The sequence below is a fragment of the Paraburkholderia sediminicola genome (genome assembly GCF_046026855.1).
Taxonomy (GTDB): Bacteria; Pseudomonadota; Gammaproteobacteria; order Burkholderiales; family Burkholderiaceae; genus Paraburkholderia; species Paraburkholderia sediminicola_A.
The window spans coordinates 89,464-106,771 of record NZ_JAQQET010000033.1 but is presented as its reverse complement, the minus strand read 5'-3'; the positions used below and the strand labels follow the sequence as shown (position 1 = coordinate 106,771).

At 62.1% G+C, this 17,308-nt stretch carries 15 protein-coding genes; 3 read left to right on the top strand and 12 right to left on the bottom strand.

The annotated features are described in order from the left end of the window. Window positions 1-47: 47 nt before the first annotated feature. The gene (locus PQR40_RS30040; RefSeq protein ID WP_408231411.1) at window positions 48-1,361 is read right to left on the bottom strand and encodes a Glu/Leu/Phe/Val family dehydrogenase; all 1,314 of its coding nucleotides are present in this window, start codon (window positions 1,359-1,361) and stop codon (window positions 48-50) included. A 137-nt stretch (window positions 1,362-1,498) separates the two neighbouring features. Continuing rightward, on the bottom strand, window positions 1,499-2,461 hold the full coding sequence (locus tag PQR40_RS30035; RefSeq protein WP_408231408.1) for a LysR family transcriptional regulator: 963 nt from the start codon (window positions 2,459-2,461) through the stop codon (window positions 1,499-1,501). Window positions 2,462-2,751: 290 nt separating this feature from the next. Between PQR40_RS30035 and purB the strand changes: the two genes are divergently transcribed. After that, entirely contained in the window at window positions 2,752-4,140 is a 1,389-nt protein-coding gene (gene purB, locus PQR40_RS30030; RefSeq protein WP_408231405.1) for an adenylosuccinate lyase, read from the top strand. Between the two features lie 105 nt (window positions 4,141-4,245). On the opposite strand, the gene PQR40_RS30025 is transcribed toward purB, so the two are convergent. Beyond that, window positions 4,246-4,749: a gluconokinase gene (locus PQR40_RS30025; RefSeq protein WP_408231403.1), complete on the bottom strand. Its 504-nt coding sequence runs from the start codon at window positions 4,747-4,749 to the stop codon at window positions 4,246-4,248. A 10-nt stretch (window positions 4,750-4,759) separates the two neighbouring features. Beyond that, the gene (locus PQR40_RS30020; RefSeq protein ID WP_408231400.1) at window positions 4,760-6,124 is read right to left on the bottom strand and encodes a GntP family permease; all 1,365 of its coding nucleotides are present in this window, start codon (window positions 6,122-6,124) and stop codon (window positions 4,760-4,762) included. Here PQR40_RS30020 and PQR40_RS30015 point away from each other — a divergent pair. Then, window positions 6,123-6,359, top strand: coding sequence for a hypothetical protein (locus PQR40_RS30015; RefSeq protein ID WP_408231397.1), 237 nt, complete (start codon window positions 6,123-6,125; stop codon window positions 6,357-6,359). The two genes, PQR40_RS30020 and PQR40_RS30015, sit on opposite strands and share 2 nt — an antisense overlap. 18 nt (window positions 6,360-6,377) lie before the next feature. On the opposite strand, the gene PQR40_RS30010 is transcribed toward PQR40_RS30015, so the two are convergent. Together PQR40_RS30010 and edd are read right to left on the bottom strand one after the other, a co-directional pair. Further along, window positions 6,378-7,019: a bifunctional 4-hydroxy-2-oxoglutarate aldolase/2-dehydro-3-deoxy-phosphogluconate aldolase gene (locus PQR40_RS30010; RefSeq protein WP_408231394.1), complete on the bottom strand. Its 642-nt coding sequence runs from the start codon at window positions 7,017-7,019 to the stop codon at window positions 6,378-6,380. 26 nt (window positions 7,020-7,045) lie between these two features. After that, on the bottom strand, window positions 7,046-8,950 hold the full coding sequence (gene edd, locus PQR40_RS30005) for a phosphogluconate dehydratase (protein ID WP_408510483.1): 1,905 nt from the start codon (window positions 8,948-8,950) through the stop codon (window positions 7,046-7,048). Between the two features lie 291 nt (window positions 8,951-9,241). Here edd and PQR40_RS30000 point away from each other — a divergent pair, with 291 nt between their 5' ends. Continuing rightward, entirely contained in the window at window positions 9,242-10,087 is an 846-nt protein-coding gene (locus PQR40_RS30000; RefSeq protein WP_408231389.1) for a MurR/RpiR family transcriptional regulator, read from the top strand. Window positions 10,088-10,267: 180 nt separating this feature from the next. Here PQR40_RS30000 and PQR40_RS29995 read toward each other — a convergent pair whose 3' ends face one another. The 6 genes from PQR40_RS29995 to PQR40_RS29970 all read right to left on the bottom strand — a co-directional run bounded on the left by PQR40_RS29995 (window position 10,268) and on the right by PQR40_RS29970 (window position 17,283). Continuing rightward, window positions 10,268-10,684, bottom strand: a complete 417-nt coding sequence (locus PQR40_RS29995) for a CopD family protein (RefSeq protein WP_408231551.1) — start codon at window positions 10,682-10,684, stop codon at window positions 10,268-10,270. Between the two features lie 113 nt (window positions 10,685-10,797). Further along, window positions 10,798-12,069 carry a glutamate-5-semialdehyde dehydrogenase gene (locus tag PQR40_RS29990; RefSeq protein ID WP_408231386.1) on the bottom strand — a complete coding sequence of 424 codons (1,272 nt, stop codon included), beginning with the start codon at window positions 12,067-12,069 and terminating at the stop codon, window positions 10,798-10,800. Between the two features lie 145 nt (window positions 12,070-12,214). Beyond that, a complete protein-coding gene (gene holA, locus PQR40_RS29985) occupies window positions 12,215-13,333 on the bottom strand; it encodes a DNA polymerase III subunit delta (RefSeq protein ID WP_408484903.1) in 1,119 nt (372 codons plus the stop codon). An 84-nt stretch (window positions 13,334-13,417) separates the two neighbouring features. Then, window positions 13,418-13,969 carry an LPS-assembly lipoprotein LptE gene (locus tag PQR40_RS29980; protein WP_408218641.1) on the bottom strand — a complete coding sequence of 184 codons (552 nt, stop codon included), beginning with the start codon at window positions 13,967-13,969 and terminating at the stop codon, window positions 13,418-13,420. A 100-nt stretch (window positions 13,970-14,069) separates the two neighbouring features. Continuing rightward, entirely contained in the window at window positions 14,070-16,661 is a 2,592-nt protein-coding gene (gene leuS, locus PQR40_RS29975; RefSeq protein WP_408510482.1) for a leucine--tRNA ligase, read from the bottom strand. Window positions 16,662-16,851: 190 nt separating this feature from the next. Then, entirely contained in the window at window positions 16,852-17,283 is a 432-nt protein-coding gene (locus PQR40_RS29970; RefSeq protein ID WP_408231376.1) for an ExbD/TolR family protein, read from the bottom strand. Window positions 17,284-17,308: the final 25 nt, after the last annotated feature.

Below are 17,308 nucleotides of genomic sequence, written 5' to 3'. Positions count from 1 at the left end.
TTGACAGCGGGTCCGAGATGGCGGCCCCGCCGTTTCATGCAGAACGATCAGGGATACAGCCCGCGCAGTTCGCGCGCTTCGAGAATCCGCTTACACGCGACGATAAACGCCGCGGTCCGCACGGACACCTTCTGTTCGCTCGACACTTGCCACACTGCGGCAAATGCTTCGCGCATTACGCGCTCGAGACGCTGGTTGATCTCGTCTTCGGTCCAGAAGAAGCTCGAGAAATCCTGCACCCACTCGAAGTACGAGACGGTCACGCCACCGGCGTTGGCCACCACGTCCGGAATCACGAGGATACCGCGGTCATGCAGAATATCGTCCGCCGCCGTGGTGGTCGGGCCGTTGGCGCCTTCCACGACGATCTTCGTCTTGATCTTGCCTGCATTCTTTTCGGTGATCTGGTTTTCCAGCGCGGCCGGAATCAGGATGTCCGATTCGACCGTCCAGAATTCTTCGTTCGTGACTGCATCGGCTTCAGGGAAACCGCCCACACCGCCGGTCTTCGCGACATGCTCGAGCAGCGCGTTGGCGTCGATACCGGTCGACTTGTACAGCGAACCGGTGTGATCCTGCACCGCGACCACTTTCGCGCCCGCTTCCTGGAACAGACGTGCAGCGATACCGCCCACGTTACCGAAGCCTTGAACAGCAATACGCGCGCCTTCGATGTCAAAGCCGATGCGGCGTGCCGCTTCGCTGCCGACCACGAACACGCCACGGCCCGTCGCTTCACGACGGCCCAGCGAACCGCCGAGCGTGATCGGCTTGCCGGTCACGACGCCCGTAGCCGTTTGGCCCTGGTTCATCGAGTACGTGTCCATCATCCACGCCATGATCTGCTCGTTCGTGTTCACGTCCGGCGCGGGGATGTCGGTATTCGGTCCAATAATGATGCCGATTTCGCTGGTGTAGCGGCGTGTCATGCGCTCCAGCTCACCACGCGACAGCGTACGCGGGTCGACACGAATACCGCCCTTCGCGCCGCCGTACGGCACGTTCACAGCAGCGTTCTTCACCGACATCCACGCGGACAGCGCCATCACTTCCGACAACGTCACGTCCTGGTGATAACGCACGCCGCCCTTACCCGGACCACGCGACACGTTGTGCTGCACGCGATAGCCTTCGAAGTGCGCGACCGTGCCGTTATCGAGTTCGATAGGCACATCGACGATCAGAATGCGCTTCGGGCGCTTGAGGGTTTCGAGCCAGCGGGACAGGGAGCCGAGGTACGGCGCGACGCGGTCGACCTGACGCAGGTAGTTGCCCCAGGGCCCGAGGTCTTCGCTATTGAGGTAGGAGGGAACCGAATGCAACGATGATGCGGATTGTGCGACTTGCTGCTGGGAAGACATGAACGCTCCGGCGTTGATCGAATAGCAGCATTGTCGAAAAACGCCGTTTTGAAATCCAATGCCGTTTCCTTATCCGATTATGTTTTTTTTGCATAACCATCAAGAAGCTGCAAATTCGCGTCGTAGGTAAGCAGGTTTCAGGCAGCGTCCGCGCCCTGCGCCAGTTCCTCCGACACCACGTCCCACAACTGCCGCACGAGTATCTGCCGCGCATCGTCGCTCTTTGCCGCAAGCTTGTCGCGATAGAGACGGATCTCCATGGTCAGCGTAAGCTGCCCTTCGGGCGTGCCGCGGGTTGCACGATCGAGACGGATCAGCTTGCCGTCGGCGACCGCGTCTTCCACCGCGCTGTACGGCAGGAAGGCGATCCCATGGCCGGCCAGCGCCATCGCCTTGAGCCCTTCGGCCATGTCGGTCTCGTAGAGGCGGTCGAGATACAGGCGTTCCGGGGCATTGGCGAGAATCACTTCGGTCATGCGCCCCAGGTACGCGTTCGGCGTGTAGGTCAGATAGGGCGTGGGTGCCTCGGCCGTGCCCGGCAGCGTATGCCGGGGCCGCCCGGCGCGGCCCGGCGCCGAGAACGGACTGATCGGCTCGTTGCCGAGCGTGAGCATGTCGTAGCGCGCCGGATCGAGCGCGATGGGATGGCTCGGATGGTGATACCCCATCATCAGATCGCAACCGCCTTCCACCAGCGCCAAAGCCGCATCGTGCACGTTCAAAGCCCGCAGCCGGGTGTGGATCGGGCCCATCTGCGCTTCGATGCGCTGCAGCCAGCGCGGGAAGTACGTGAGCGACAGTGTATGTGGCACCGCGAACTCGATGGTCGCCTGCGGTGTCGCCGTGTGCCCGCGCAGCAGAGCACGCGCCTCGTGGAACTGCGACAGCATCGCGAGCGCCTGCTCGTAGAACACCTGGCCTGCCGCCGTCAGCCGCGTCGGATAAACCGAACGGTCGATCAGTTCGGTGCCGAGCCAAGCCTCCAGCGCCTGAATTCGCCGCGAAAACGCCGGCTGCGTGACGTGACGCAATTCGGCCGAGCGGCTGAAACTACGCGTTTCCGCGAGCGAAACGAAGTCTTCGAGCCATTTCAGTTCCATGCGGAGCCTGTCGCCAGCGGGAGGGTAGAAGTCAGCATTCTAGCGGCGCGGCTGCCGTACGGGATTGCCGCGCGGATTACCACCCGCGTGGCCACCTGCTTTGCGGTGCCGGTCGAACGCGCCCGATGGGCGGACTTCATATGCCGGCCCGGTTCCTGACCAGATCGCGGCCCACTTCGGGTCAAAAGGCGCACAGTGGTAAAATTCGCGGTTCCCTCCGTTCCCGAACTGGTCACTGCGCGCTGATTGAGCGCTCAATGCCCCAATTCACCCCAACTCGCGCCCCCATCATGTCCGACACCCGCCCCGACACCCTGTTCGCGCTGAACGCGCTCTCCCCGCTCGACGGCCGCTACGCCTCGAAAACCGAAGCTCTGCGCGACTGGCTCTCGGAAGCCGCTTTCATGCGCAATCGCGTGACGGTTGAAATCCATTGGCTGATCGCACTGTCGCAAGCCGGTTTCGCGGAAGTGCCGCGCTTTTCCGAAGCCGCCGAACAATTCCTGCTGCAACTGGCCGAGCGCTTCACCGCGCACGACGCCGCGCGCATCAAGGAAATCGAGCGTGTGACGAATCACGACGTGAAAGCGGTCGAGTACTGGCTGAAGGAGTCGGTCAAGGGTCAGGAGGAACTGGAACGCGCGAGCGAGTTCATTCACTTCGCCTGCACGTCGGAAGACATCAACAACACGTCGCACGGCCTGATGCTCGCCGGCGCACGTGAACACGTGATCTTGCCGGCACTGCGCTCGGTGCATCAGCGCCTCGTTGCGCTGGCTCACGCGCAAGCCGAACAGCCGATGCTGTCGCGCACGCACGGCCAGCCGGCCAGCCCCACCACGCTCGGCAAGGAAATCGCCAACGTCGCCGCGCGTCTGGAACGCGCAATCGATCGTGTCGCGAAGGTCGAGCTGCTGGGCAAGATGAACGGCGCGGTCGGCAACTTCAATGCGCACCTGTCTGCGTATCCGGAATTCGACTGGGAAGCATTTTCGCGTGAAGTGGTCGAGCAACGTCTGAAGCTCACGTTCAATCCGTACACGATCCAGATCGAACCGCACGACTACATGGCTGAACTGTTCGACGCCGTGTCGCGCGCGAACATCATCCTGCTGGATCTGGACCGCGACGTGTGGGGCTACATCTCGGTCGGTTACTTCAAGCAGCGCACCAAGGCCGGTGAGATCGGTTCGTCGACGATGCCGCACAAGGTTAATCCGATCGACTTCGAAAATTCGGAAGGCAATCTCGGTCTGGCAAACGCAACCCTGCGCCACCTGGCCGACAAGCTGCCGATTTCGCGCTGGCAGCGCGACCTGACCGACTCGACCGTGCTGCGCAATATCGGCGTCGCGTTCGGCTACTCGCTGCTCGCATACGACTCGCTGATCCGCGGCCTCGACAAGCTCGAAGTGAACGCGCAGCGTCTGAACGAAGACCTCGACAACTGCTGGGAAGTGCTGGCCGAGCCGGTGCAAACAGTGATGCGCCGTTACGGCATCGAGAACCCGTATGAGCAGTTGAAGGAACTGACACGCGGCAAGGGCATTACGCGCGAAGCACTGCAAACGTTCGTGAGCGGCCTGGCGATTCCGCAAGATGCGAAGGATCGTTTGCTTGCCATGACACCGGGTTCGTATATCGGTAAGGCTGTCGAACTGGCGAAGCGGATCGCTTAAGCTTCAATCATTGCCTCGTTTCTTGAGGCACAAAAAAGCCGCTTCGAACGTTCCGAAGCGGCTTTTTTTATCCTGCGACCTGCGTGGCTAAGCGAGCCTGAAACCTCAGCGCACCGCCATCTGCTTCAACACTTCGTCGACGATTTCTTCCGGCGACAATTCGATGCTTACCGTGATCGCTTCGTCCAGACCCGGCTCTTCGAGCGTATCGAGCTGGCTTTGCAGCAGCGACGGGTCGAAGAAGTGACCGGTACGCGTGGTCAGCCGCTCGCGCAGCACCTCAAACGAACCCTTCAGATAGACGAAGCACACGCCCTTATCACCGTTGCTACCGCCGCGCAGAACATCGCGGTACGAACGCTTCAGCGACGAGCACGTGAACACCGCCTTCTCGCCCGCCCTCTGCTTCTCTTCGATCGCCACACGGATGGTTTGCAACCACGGCCAACGATCTTCGTCGGTGAGCGGAATGCCTTTGTGCATTTTCTCTTTGTTGGCGGCGCTGTGAAACGCGTCGCCGTCGGTAAATGCGCAGTGCAGGCGTTCCGCCAGCATTTCGCCAATCCTCGTTTTGCCGGCGCCCGACACGCCCATTGCGATCAAAATCATCAAAAACTCCTTACACGACCGTCGCGAGCGCGAAAGTCAAACCCAAGCCCATCAGCGAAATGATGGTTTCGAGGAGTGACCATGTCTTGAAGGTCTGCCCCACCGTCATACCGAAGTATTCCTTGACCAGCCAGAAACCGCCGTCGTTCACATGCGAGAAAATCAGGGAACCCGAGCCGGTGGCGAGCACCAGCAATTCCGGCGTGACCTGCACCCCGCTAGCCGAGGCAATCGGCGCGACGATACCGCAGGCGGTGGTCATTGCGACCGTCGCCGAACCCGTGGCCAGACGAATCAGCGCGGCCACGAGCCAGCCGAACAACAGCGGCGACAGGTGCATGGCCGTTGCCACACCGACGATTTCCTTCGAGATACCGCTGTCCATCAGCACGCGCCCGAAACCGCCGCCCGCACCCACGATCAGCGTGATGCCCGCGATCGGCGCCAGACAGTCGCCGCAGAACTTCTGGATCTGTTCACGATTAAAGCCGCGGCTCGCGCCGAAGGTCCAGAAACTGACCAGCACGGCGATCAACAGTGCGACGTCAGAGTTGCCGACGAAACGGAGTAGATCGTTCGGCAGGGTCTTCGGCGTAAATACGAGGTCGGCCCAACTGCCGATCAGCATCAGAATCACCGGCAGCAGAATCGTGAACAGCGTGATACCGAAGCTCGGCAGTTCGCGTTTTTCCTTTTTCTCGTCAGCGGCGCCGAGGAACTGCGCTGCGAGCGGATTGTTCTGCGGCAGCTTGATGTAACGGCTGATCAACAGCGCGAACAGCGGACCGGCAACGATCGCCGTCGGCACACCCACGATCAGCCCGTAAGCAATCGTCTTGCCGATGTCGGCGTGATACGCCTGCACCGCGAGCATCGCGGCCGGGTGCGGCGGAATCAAACCGTGCACGACAGACAGACCCGCGATCATCGGCAAGCCGATCAGCAACAGCGACTTGTTAGTGCGTTTGGCGACGTTGAATGCGATCGGAATCAGCAGCACGAAACCGACTTCAAAAAACACCGGCAAGCCGACGATGATCGCCACAACCATCATGGCCCAGTGAATGTGCTTCTCGCCGAACTTGTCGATCAGCGTGGTGGCGATGCGCTCCGCGCCGCCCGATTCGGCCATCATCTTGCCGAGCATGGTGCCAAGGCCGACCACGATCGCAATGTGGCCGAGCGTATTGCCGTTGCCGGTTTCGAACGATTTGACGATCGTGCCGATCGGCATGCCGGATACGAGACCCAGCAGCAGCGAAACGATGATCAGGACGAGGAACGGATAAACCTTGTAGCGAGTGATCAGCAGGATCAGAAGTGCGATGGCGATCACCGCGAAGACCAGCAGCGTGCTGCCGTGGACAGCTTCCATGAAGCTCCTCCTTTGCGTTATTGATGTCGGTGCGAAACACGGCTGGCACCTTGTCTCATGGCGACCTGAAGCGGTGCCAAAAAACCCGGCAAGCCGCGCGGACGCTGAATTTTACTGTTTGTTGTCTTTAAAAGCGCGCGAATCCGGCGCGCATATCGCCAAAGAGCCTCGCCGCGACAACCTGACAGGCTGTATCGACGAGGCTCCTTGGCGTAGGACCTTGCTAACGGACTAAAATGCGGGCCGCTTCAACTCAATGAGCAGGCGCGGCCAACTGGCTGGCAGCACGCGCCAGACGCGTGACTTCGTCCCAGTTTTGCGCGGCGAGCGCGGCTTTCGGCGTCAACCACGAGCCGCCCACGCACACCACGTTCGGTAGCGACAGGAAATGCGTTGCCGTTTCAGCCGTGATGCCGCCTGTCGGGCAGAACTTCAGCGTCGGGAACGGGCCATGGAAAGCTTGCAGCATCGGCACGCCGCCGGCCTGTTGCGCCGGGAAAAACTTTACGATCTCGTAGCCGAGTTCCAGTGCGGTGATGATGTCGGTCGGCGTCATGACGCCCGGCAGCAGCGGCAAGCCCGCATCTTGCGCGGCCTTGTGCATGTCCCGCGTCAGGCCCGGTGACACGCCGAACTGAGCGCCCGCCTTCTTCGCCTGAGCGCAATGCTCTGGTTTCGTGATCGTGCCGACGCCCACCACGATGTCTTCGGCCAACTGACTCGCGCGTTCGATCGCTTCCAGACCGGCGGCCGTGCGCAGCGTGATTTCCAGCACCTTCACGCCACCCGCGTGCAGTGCGCGCGACACGTGTTCCCCCTGCTCGACCGAGTCGAACGCGAGCACCGGAATCACCGGGCCGAGGCGCACGATATCGCTTACTGTTTTCGCTGTCATAGTCAGACTCCTTGTTTCTGCAGCGTTTAGCTGGCTTGAGTGGTGCTTGTGTGTTCTTCTGCGTGCGCTTTGACCCGCTTACCGTGTTGCGCCGCGTGCTCGCCCACCATCGGACCGAACACCGAGGCGCCTTGCTCCGCCGGCGCTGCTGCCGCACGGAACACGCCGAACAGTTCACGGCCGAAGCCGACTTCGTTTTCCGCCTGATGCTGCGGCAAAGCTTCCGGCCGCGCCGCCCATTCGGCCGCATCGATTTCGATGTCGAGCACGCCTGCGTCCGCATCGATCACCAGCATGTCACCGGAGCGAACCTTGCCGATCGGGCCTTGCAGCAAGGCTTCCGGCGACAGGTGAATCACCGCCGGCACCTTGCCCGACGCGCCCGACATGCGACCGTCGGTGACCAGTGCAACGTGGAAACCTTGATCCTGCAACACACCGAGCAACGGCGTCAAACGATGCAGCTCGGGCATGCCGTTTGCGCGCGCGCCCTGGAAGCGCACGACGGCAATGAAATCGCGCTTCAGTTCGCCGTTGTCGAACGCGGCCTGCACCGCTTCCTGCGAATCGAACACGATGGCCGGTGCCTTCACCTTGCGATGCTGCGCCGCCACCGCGGAAATCTTGATCACGCCGCGGCCGAGCTTGCCTTGCATCAGACGCAAGCCGCCATCCGGCTGGAACGGTTCCTTGATGCCGCGCAACACCGCCGTGTCTTCGCTCTTTTCCGCGCCCGGCACCCATTGCAGCTTGCCGTCGATCAGCTTGGGCTCTTCCGTGTAGTGCTTGAGGCCCTTGCCGGCGACCGTGTTCACGTCTTCATGCAGCAAGCCGCCTTCCAGCAGATTGCGGACCAGGAATGCGACGCCGCCTGCAGCGTGGAAGTGGTTTACGTCGGCCTTACCGTTCGGGTAAATCTTGGCGAGCAGCGGCACGGCTTGCGACAGCGTGTCGAAGTCGTCCCAGTCAATCACGATGCCCGCCGCGCGCGCAATTGCGACCAGGTGCAGCGTGTGATTGGTCGAGCCGCCCGTCGCCAGCAACGCGACGATGCCGTTGACAATCGCCTTCTCGTCGACCACATGACCGATCGGCGTGTAATTGCCGCGGTCCACCGTCAGATCGAGCACGCGGTGCGCGGCCTGGGCAGTCAGCGCGTCGCGCAGCGGCGTATGCGGATGCACGAACGCGGAACTCGGCAGATGCAGCCCCATGACTTCCATGAGCATCTGGTTGCTGTTCGCGGTGCCATAGAACGTGCAGGTGCCTTGACTGTGGTACGCGGCGGCTTCCGCTTCGAGCAGCGCGTCGCGGCCGCACTGGCCGGTGGCGAACAGCTGGCGCGTCTTGGCTTTGTCGTCGTTCGACAGACCGCTGCCCATCGGGCCGGCCGGTACGAAAATCGTCGGCAGATGGCCGAATTGCAGCGCGCCGATCAACAGGCCCGGCACGATCTTGTCGCAAATACCAAGGCACAGCGCGGCGTCGAACATGTTGTGCGTCAGCGCGACCGCCGTGCTCATCGCGATCACTTCGCGCGAGAACAACGACAGTTCCATGCCCGCGTTGCCTTGCGTGACGCCGTCGCACATGGCAGGCACGCCGCCCGCGAATTGCGCGACACCGCCGTTTTCACGCGCGGCCTCTTTGATGATATCGGGGTAGTTTTTGTACGGCGCGTGCGCGGACAGCATTTCGTTGTACGAGGACACGATGCCGATGTTCGGCTGACGAATCTGCTTGATGGCGAACTTGTCGTTGCCTTCGAGCCCGGCAAAACCATGAGCCAGATTGGCACAGGAGAGCGCGCCGCGCGCCGGGAATTTACCTTGAGCCTGGTGGATGCGGGCCAGATACGCCTCGCGTGTGGGCTTGCTGCGCTCGACCACGCGTTGCGTGACCTTCAACAATTGCGAATGCGGGGAAACCATCGGAGCTCCTTCGTCGCTGGCGTGAGGCGTGCGCGCACTATGCCAGGTAGGTATCGCGGGGATGTCGGATCAGTCGACGTCGCAATTTTAGTAGAAAAACTACACGATCGCAATAACGACTCCTGCTGCATCGCGGCATCTCTTAACAGCCGCTTTGCCTTGCTGGCTATGCTTTGGCGACATTGATTCCAAAACCTAGGGATTACACCTAGCCACCGATATGTAGTTTTTGTAGCTTATTCAGCAATCAGATATAGTCCACACATTCTTCAGCATAGTGCGAGTTTTCCGATGATGCTGTCCCAGGTGGAAGAGATGCGCGAGCAGTTGCGGCCGTCCGAGCGCAAGCTGGCCGATTACGTAATCGAGGCGCCACGCGAGGTACTCGATCTGTCGATGACCGAAGTGGCCGCGCGCGCCGGCGTGAGCCAGCCGACCATTGCGCGGTTCTGTCATGCGCTTGGGTTTTCGGGCTTTCGTGAGTTCAAGATCCGGCTGGCGCAGGGCATTGCGGCGGAGGTGCCGGCCGTCTATCGCGACGTGCGCCCGGACGAGCCCACACCGGGCGTAGCCGCAAAGGTACTTGACCGGACCATCGGCGCGCTGATCCAGGTGCGCAATAATCTTTCTTCCGACAGCGTCGCGGCGGCCATTGCGCTGCTCGCGCAGGCTCGCCGGATTGAGTTTTACGGAGCGGGCGGTTCGGGCATTGCCGCGCTTGATGTCCAGCACAAGTTCTTTCGCCTCGGCATGCCGAGCGTCGCGTATTCGGACCCGCATACGTTTTTGATGTCGGCGGCCTTGCTGGGTGTTGGCGACGTGGTGGTGGCGATCTCCAATACCGGCCGTACGCGCGATATCGTCGATGCGGTGAAGTCGGCGCTCAAGGCAGGTGCAAAGGTGATCGCGATCACGCACGGCAATTCACCATTGGCGCGGCTCGCGACCGTGGGCCTGTTCGCCAACGTCGATGAAGACACGGATATCTTTTCGCCCATGACCTCTCGCGTCTCGCATCTCGCGATTGGCGACATTCTGGCGGTGGGCGTGGCGTTGAGCCGCGGGCCGGAACTTGTCGAAAAGATGGCGCAGGCGAAGGAAGTCATTACTCGCCGAAGGATCGACCCGGGAGCGTGACGTGCCACACGTCATGGTCGGCTGGAGCTGGGCTCTCAAGGTTTGCGCCGGCGCTACATGAAAAATCAGACGCCGATCAACCTCACTCCCCCTCTCGCAAAAAGAGATGAGCTCCCATACGGGAGCCCATCTCTTTTGCCTTGCTACAGCACGAAGCAGCTAGTCGGAATATTCCTATTTTTAAAACGGCTTGATAACCACCAACGCCACCGCCGCCAGCATCCCCAACACGGGCAGTTCGTTAAACATCCGATACCACTTGTCCGTGCGGCGGTTCTCACCGCGCTCGAAAGTCCGCAGCAGCACGCCGCAATACGCGTGATAGATGATCAGCAAGACCACCACGCCGACCTTCGCGTGAATCCAGCCCTGTCCGCGCCCGATTCCAACTCCGAGCCACAGCCACAGTCCGCATGCGAGCGCCGGCACCGCGATGAAGGTCATGAAGCGAAACAGCTTGCGCGCCATGATGAGCAGCCGCGCCGTGGCGGCTGGTTCAGTCTCCATCGCCAGATTGACGAAGATGCGCGGCAGATAGAACAGGCCGGCAAACCAGGAAGCAATCAGGACGATGTGAAACGTTTTTACCCAAAGCATCGGCGATCCTTGTGCGGCTTGTTAGCGTGGAGATCGACGCTCTTTCCGGCGCCTTGGGCGGAAAAAGCGTGTCCGCTCCCCGGTGCAGCGATTGCGGTGCGAAGCGACGGGCTTTATTGCCGCCCTTCGCCATGCCCAAGCACGACGTATTTCAACGACGTCAGACCTTCCAGGCCGACAGGCCCGCGCGCATGCAACTTGTCGTTCGAGATGCCGATTTCCGCGCCCAAACCGAACTCGAAACCATCCGCGAAACGCGTCGATGCGTTGACCATCACGCTGGCCGAATCGACTTCGCGCAGGAAGCGCATTGCGCGGTCGTGGTCTTCGGTGACGATCGCGTCGGTGTGCTGCGAGCTATAAGTGTTGATGTGTTCGATCGCCGCGTCGAGATCGTCGACCACCTTGATCGCCAGCACCGGCGCGAGATATTCGGTGCGCCAGTCTTCTTCGGTCGCATCGACGAGCGGGCCGACGCCCGCGTCGGCGAGCACGGTGCGCACCGCAGCGTCCACGCGCAATTCGACTTCCTTGTCGCGATACAGCTTGCCCAAAGGCGGCAGCACTTCAGCGGCGATACCGCGCGCGACCAGCAGCGTTTCCATCGTGTTGCAGGTGCCGTAGCGGTGCGTCTTCGCGTTGTCGCAGACGGTCAGCGCCTTCGCAATGTCGGCGCGATCGTCGACATACACGTGGCAGATGCCGTCGAGGTGCTTGATCATCGGCACGCGCGCTTCGTTCATCAACCGTTCGATCAGGCTCTTGCCGCCGCGCGGCACGATCACGTCGACGTATTCGGTCATCGTGATCAGCTTGCCGACCGCGGCGCGATCCGAAGTGGCCACCACTTGCACCGCGTCCTGCGGCAAACCGGCCGCTTCCAGCCCTTCGCCGATCAGCTTAGCCAGCGCCGTGTTGCATTCGAGCGCTTCCGAGCCGCCACGCAGAATCGTCGCGTTGCCCGACTTCAGGCACAACGCGGCGGCGTCGATCGTCACGTTCGGACGCGATTCATAGATGATGCCGATCACGCCGAGTGGCACGCGCATCTGGCCGACCTGAATGCCGCTCGGCCGGTACTTGAGATTGCTGATCTCGCCGATCGGATCGGCCAGCGCGGCAACTTGCCGCAAACCTTCGACCATCGTCTTCAGCGCCTTGTCCGACAGCGTCAGGCGGTCGATAAACGCGGCGTCGAGCCCCTTGTCGTGCGCCCGGGCCACATCACGCGCATTGGCTTCCTTCAGCAGCGCGGCATCGCGTTCGATCGCCTCGGCAACGGCGGCGAGCGCGGCATTCTTCGCCGCCGTCGACGCCCGCGCCATCGCACGCGATGCGTGACGGGCGCGGCGGCCGAGGTCGGTCATGTACTGGTCGATATCCATGGTGATTCTCGTGGTGCCGCGCACGTTCACGTGCAGCGGACAGGCAGAATTAGCGAAAGATGAAACGATTGTAAGTCGGGGAGCGGAGCTTTGCTGTCAGCCTCACCAGCGACGTCAGCCACTTTAGCTGCGTCGGCCGTTCAGATCAGGCTGGCCTGCGTGCCGGCGCAACCGTCCCGCCCCGAGGTCTTGGCGGCGGCACGGGCGCAGCTTTCGGTGAAGCCACCGACATCGCCAGTTCGAATAGCCCATCCCACGGATCGGGCGGCGGATCGTTGCGATGGTTGCCCGGCGTGCCGCCCGATAGCCCCTTCACCTGCCGATCCAGCCGCGCGGCCAAAGCAAGCGCCTTTTCCAGCGCGCTCTCAGTGACGCGCGATAGCGCGGGCCCGATCAGCCGTTCACGCGGACCCCACACGCGGTTCTCGCGCACCAGCATCGCGAGCGGCTTGCCGGCCGAGACACCACGCTTGATCCGCAGGAGCGTGCGCACTTCTTCGACAACGGCCCACAGCACCAGCACCGCCGCCTCGCCTTCGCCACGCAGCCCATCGAGCATGCGCGCCAGGCGGCCGACATCGCCCGCCAGCATCGCCTCGTTCAGCTTGAAAACGTCATAACGGGCGACGTTCAGCACAGCGTCCTGGATCTGTTCGAAGCTCAACGAACCAGCGGGATACAGCAGCCCGAGCTTCTGGATCTCCTGATGCGCGGCGAGCAGATTGCCTTCAACACGTTCTGCGATGAACGCCAGCGCGCGCCGCCCTTCTTCACCGGCAACGACCCGCTGCCCTTGAGCCGCGAGCCGTTGACCGACCCAATTCGGCAACTGCGCGCGCTCCACTGGATCGATCTTCAGCGCCACGCCGGCATCGGACAGCGCGGTGAACCACGCGGATTTTTGCGTGGCTGCATCGAGCCGCGGCAGCGTGATCATCGTCAGCACATCGTCATTTACGGCGGCGGCGAGCGCCTTCAGCGCATCCGCGCCTTCCTTGCCCGGCTTGCCCGACGGAATACGCAACTCGACTAGTTGACGGTCGCCGAACAGCGACATCGATTGACTCGCGCCAAGCAGCGAACTCCAGTCGAAGCCACGCTCGACAGTGAACACCGAGCGATCGGTAAAACCGGCCGCACGCGCCGTCGCACGAATCCGGTCGCTCGCTTCCTGCGCGAGCAGGTGCTCGTCGCCGTACACGACGTACAGTCCGGCGAGTCCCTTGGCGAGATGCGCTTCGAGCGCGTCAAGTCGCAGTTGCATGGCTACCGATCGGCGAAGTTGAATGAAACCATGAGCGCATGCATGAGCACGCGCAGCAAGCTAAGCAAAGGCACAGCGTGACGCTCACAGCGGCGGCGGCGGCAACGGCGCGCGCGGCGCAACCGATGGCACCTGCTGACCCGGCGCCGGATGCATCGTGCGCACCAGCGACAGACGGCGCGTAAGCTGGTCGATCGCGTCGTTCTCCATGTCCGCGAACAGGATGTCGGCTTCAGCAGCCTTGGCCTGCGAGTACTGGTCGCTATAGGTCATTGCGCGGTTCAGCGCGATCACGCTTGGCGGAATCAGCACCGTGCCGTCCTTGGCGACCAGCGAGTAGGTCATGGACAGCGCCATTGCATATTCTTCGACGACCCCAAGCGAGTTCAGCGTGAGCGTATTGACGCTGCGGCCTTCGCTGATCTGCAGCGTCGCGTCGGCATTCGCGACGGAACTGACCACCACCGTGTCGCTGCCGCCCTGCACGAGGCGAGTCAGCCGCGCGTCGGCCGCGGCCGATCCACCGGAGATAAAGAGTCGTTTGAATGCGTAGTCCTGCTGGCCGCGCAGCTGGAAGCCGCAGGCGGACAACATCAGTACGCTGCACGCCAGCGTCAATAACGATCTGCGAGTCACATTGGCTCCTGGTTCGCAGTAGATTCCGCAGCAAGGGACAAGCACCGCCGCGCGCAGCGCCGCTTGTCTGCTGTCATGTTCTGGTGGGCTGTCAAAACTGTCAAACGACCACGTTCACGAGACGGCCCGGCACCACGACGATCTTCTTCGGTGCCCTGCCTTCGCTGAACTTCTCGACCGCCTCATGAGCGGCAGCGAGCTTTTCAATCGCGTCACGGGAGGCATCTTTCGCCACCGTGAGCGCGCCGCGTACCTTGCCGTTCACTTGCAGCACGAGTTCGATCTCGGCTTGCTCCAGCGCCTGCTCGTCGACCTTCGGCCATGCCGCGTCAAGCAGCGAGCCGAATTCGTCGGCGTAACCGAGTTCCTGCCACAACTGGAACGTCTGATGCGGCACGACCGGATACAGCACGCGCAGCATCACGCTGTAAGTCTCGCGCAGCACGGCCGGTTGTGCGCCCTTCGCGCTGTCGAGCGCGTTGAGCATCTTCATCGCCGCCGACACCACCGTGTTGTACTGCAAGCGCTGGTAGTCGAAGTCGGCCTGCTTCAGCACGCTGTAGATCTCGCGGCGCAGCACCTTGTCGACTTCGCCGAGTTGCGCGGCGTCGAACTTGCCGCCTGCGCGCAGCGCCGCTTCATTCGCGTGACCGAAGCTCCAGACGCGGCGCAGGAAGCGGCTCGCGCCTTCCACGCCCGAACCCGACCATTCGAGCTGCTGCTCAGGGGGGGCCGCGAACATGACGAACAAACGCGCGGTGTCCGCGCCGTGTTGATCGATCAGCAATTGCGGATCGACGCCGTTGTTCTTCGACTTCGACATCTTCTCGACGCCGCCGAGTACCACCGGCTGGCCGTCCGCGTTCAACACGGCACCGGCCGGGCGGCCTTTGTCGTCGAACGAGACGGTGACATCGGCCGGGTTGTACCAGGTCTTCTTACCCGCTTCGCTTTCACGGTAATAGGTTTCGTTGAGCACCATGCCCTGCGTGAGCAAATTCTTGGCCGGCTCGCCGAACTTGATCAGGTCCATATCGCGCATCACCTTCGCCCAGAAGCGCGAGTACAAGAGGTGCAGAATCGCGTGCTCGATGCCGCCGATGTACTGGTCCATCGGCGCCCAGTAATCGGTGCGCTCGTCGACCATGGTCTTCGCGTCCGGTGCCGCGTAGCGGTAGAAGTACCAGGACGAATCGACGAAGGTATCCATCGTGTCGGTTTCGCGTTTGGCCGCGCCGCCGCAAGTCGGGCAGGCGCAGTTCACGAACGCTTCAGACTTCGCAAGCGGGTTGCCGGTGCCGTCCGGCACGAGGTCTTCCGGCAGCACGACCGGCAGATCTTTTTCCGGCACCGGCACGTCGCCGCACGTCGGGCAATGGATGATCGGAATCGGCGTGCCCCAGTAACGCTGGCGCGACACACCCCAGTCACGCAGACGCCACGTGATCTGCTTGTCGCCGAGGCCGAGCTCTTTCAGGTCAGCGGCGATCTGGTCAACCGCGTCCGTGTAATTGAGGCCGTCGTACTTGCCGCTATTGATCAGCGTGCCAGTCTTGTCGCCGTACCATTCCTGCCAGGCATCGGTCGAGTATTCCTTGCCTTCAATGGCGACCACCTGCTTGATCGGCAGGCCGTATTTCTTCACGAACGCGAAATCGCGCTCGTCGTGCGCGGGCACGCCCATCACGGCGCCTTCGCCGTAGCTCATCAGCACGTAGTTGCCGATCCACACTTCGACCTGTTCCTGCGTCAGCGGATGCGTGACGGTGAAGCCCGTGGCCATGCCCTTCTTTTCCATCGTCGCGACGTCGGCTTCAGCGACACCACCGCGCTTGCATTCTTCAATGAAAGCCTGCAGTTCCGGCTTGTCTTTAGCGAGACGCGTGGCGAGCGGATGCTCCGCGGCGACCGCGCAGAAAGTCACACCCATGATCGTGTCGGCACGCGTGGTGAACACGCGCAACAGCTTCTGCTCGCCGTCGATTTCATACGGGAAACCGAAGTTCACGCCGAAGCTTTTGCCGATCCAGTTCTGCTGCATGATCTTGACGCGCTCGGGCCAGCCGAGGCCTTCGAGGTCGTTCAGCAACTCGTCCGCGTACTGCGTGATGCGCATGTAGTACATCGGGATTTCGCGCTTTTCGATCAGCGCGCCCGAACGCCAGCCGCGGCCGTCGATCACCTGCTCGTTGGCGAGCACGGTCTGATCGACCGGATCCCAGTTGACGGTGCCGGTTTTCTTGTACGCGATGCCCTTTTCGAGCATCTTCAGGAACAACCACTGGTTCCATTTGTAGTAATCGGGACTGCAGGTCGCGACTTCGCGCGACCAGTCGATCGCGAGGCCCATCGACTGCATCTGCTTCTTCATGTAAGCGATGTTGTCGTAGGTCCACTTCGCGGGCGGCACGTTGTTGGCCATTGCCGCGTTTTCCGCCGGCATGCCGAACGCGTCCCAACCCATCGGCATCAGCACGTTGTAGCCGTTCATCCGCAGATAGCGGTACATCACGTCGTTGATCGTGTAGTTACGCACGTGCCCCATGTGCAGCTTGCCCGACGGGTACGGCAGCATCGAGACGCAATAGAACTTGGGTTTGTCGGTGGTTTCCGACGTCTTGTACGCGTCGATGGCGCGCCATTGCCCTTGCGCTGCGGCTTCGACGTCGGAGGGAACGTATTTTTCGTGCATGGTGTGATGGAATCGCTGGGTTCGGTGCTTTCGCACCGGCCGCTTTGGTGCTCTGCTGGATGAAATGGCGTCGTTTCCCCTTCTGCCGGGGAAAGGGCTGATTATACCGTTCGCTGACGGGTGCGCCGCGCGGCGTGCTGCGCGGGGGGCGACGGGTTGCGCCCGAGCGGGCGCGGTATCGCCGGCGACGCTATGGCTTCGCGCCCGGCGGCGGCGGGTCGGTGACGAAGCCGATCCGCTCGAGCCCGGCCTGCTGCGCCGCGCCCATCACCTGCGCGATCACCTCGTAGCGCGTGGAGCGCTCGGCGCGCAACTGGATCTCAGGCTGGTCGGCCTGTTTGCCCGCCTCCGCGAATTGCGCGCGCATTTGCTGCAGCGTGATGACGTTGCCGTTCCAGTACAACTTGCCAGCGGCATCGATTGAAAGAGAAATGGTTTGCGGCGTTTGCCGTGCGGGCGCTGCCGCGACTTTGGGCAGATCGAGCCGGATCGCGTGGGTGAATAAAGGCGCGGTAATGATAAAAATCACCAGCAACACGAGCATCACGTCGATCAACGGCGTCATGTTGATCTCGGCCATCGGCGCGGCCGTCTGCTTTTTCTCGAGTCCGCCGAATGCCATGTCGCCTCCTTCTCTCTTCCAAGCG

Coding starts and splice junctions, on each gene's coding strand:
- PQR40_RS30040 (WP_408231411.1), bottom strand. CDS start 1,361: ATGTCTTCCCAGCAGCAAGTCGCACAATCCGCATCATCGTTGCATTCG.
- PQR40_RS30035 (WP_408231408.1), bottom strand. CDS start 2,461: ATGGAACTGAAATGGCTCGAAGACTTCGTTTCGCTCGCGGAAACGCGT.
- purB (WP_408231405.1), top strand. CDS start 2,752: ATGTCCGACACCCGCCCCGACACCCTGTTCGCGCTGAACGCGCTCTCC.
- PQR40_RS30025 (WP_408231403.1), bottom strand. CDS start 4,749: ATGATTTTGATCGCAATGGGCGTGTCGGGCGCCGGCAAAACGAGGATT.
- PQR40_RS30015 (WP_408231397.1), top strand. CDS start 6,123: ATGAAGCTCCTCCTTTGCGTTATTGATGTCGGTGCGAAACACGGCTGG.
- PQR40_RS30020 (WP_408231400.1), bottom strand. CDS start 6,124: ATGGAAGCTGTCCACGGCAGCACGCTGCTGGTCTTCGCGGTGATCGCC.
- PQR40_RS30010 (WP_408231394.1), bottom strand. CDS start 7,019: ATGACAGCGAAAACAGTAAGCGATATCGTGCGCCTCGGCCCGGTGATT.
- edd (WP_408510483.1), bottom strand. CDS start 8,950: ATGGTTTCCCCGCATTCGCAATTGTTGAAGGTCACGCAACGCGTGGTC.
- PQR40_RS30000 (WP_408231389.1), top strand. CDS start 9,242: ATGATGCTGTCCCAGGTGGAAGAGATGCGCGAGCAGTTGCGGCCGTCC.
- PQR40_RS29995 (WP_408231551.1), bottom strand. CDS start 10,684: ATGCTTTGGGTAAAAACGTTTCACATCGTCCTGATTGCTTCCTGGTTT.
- PQR40_RS29990 (WP_408231386.1), bottom strand. CDS start 12,069: ATGGATATCGACCAGTACATGACCGACCTCGGCCGCCGCGCCCGTCAC.
- holA (WP_408484903.1), bottom strand. CDS start 13,333: ATGCAACTGCGACTTGACGCGCTCGAAGCGCATCTCGCCAAGGGACTC.
- leuS (WP_408510482.1), bottom strand. CDS start 16,661: ATGCACGAAAAATACGTTCCCTCCGACGTCGAAGCCGCAGCGCAAGGG.
- PQR40_RS29970 (WP_408231376.1), bottom strand. CDS start 17,283: ATGGCATTCGGCGGACTCGAGAAAAAGCAGACGGCCGCGCCGATGGCC.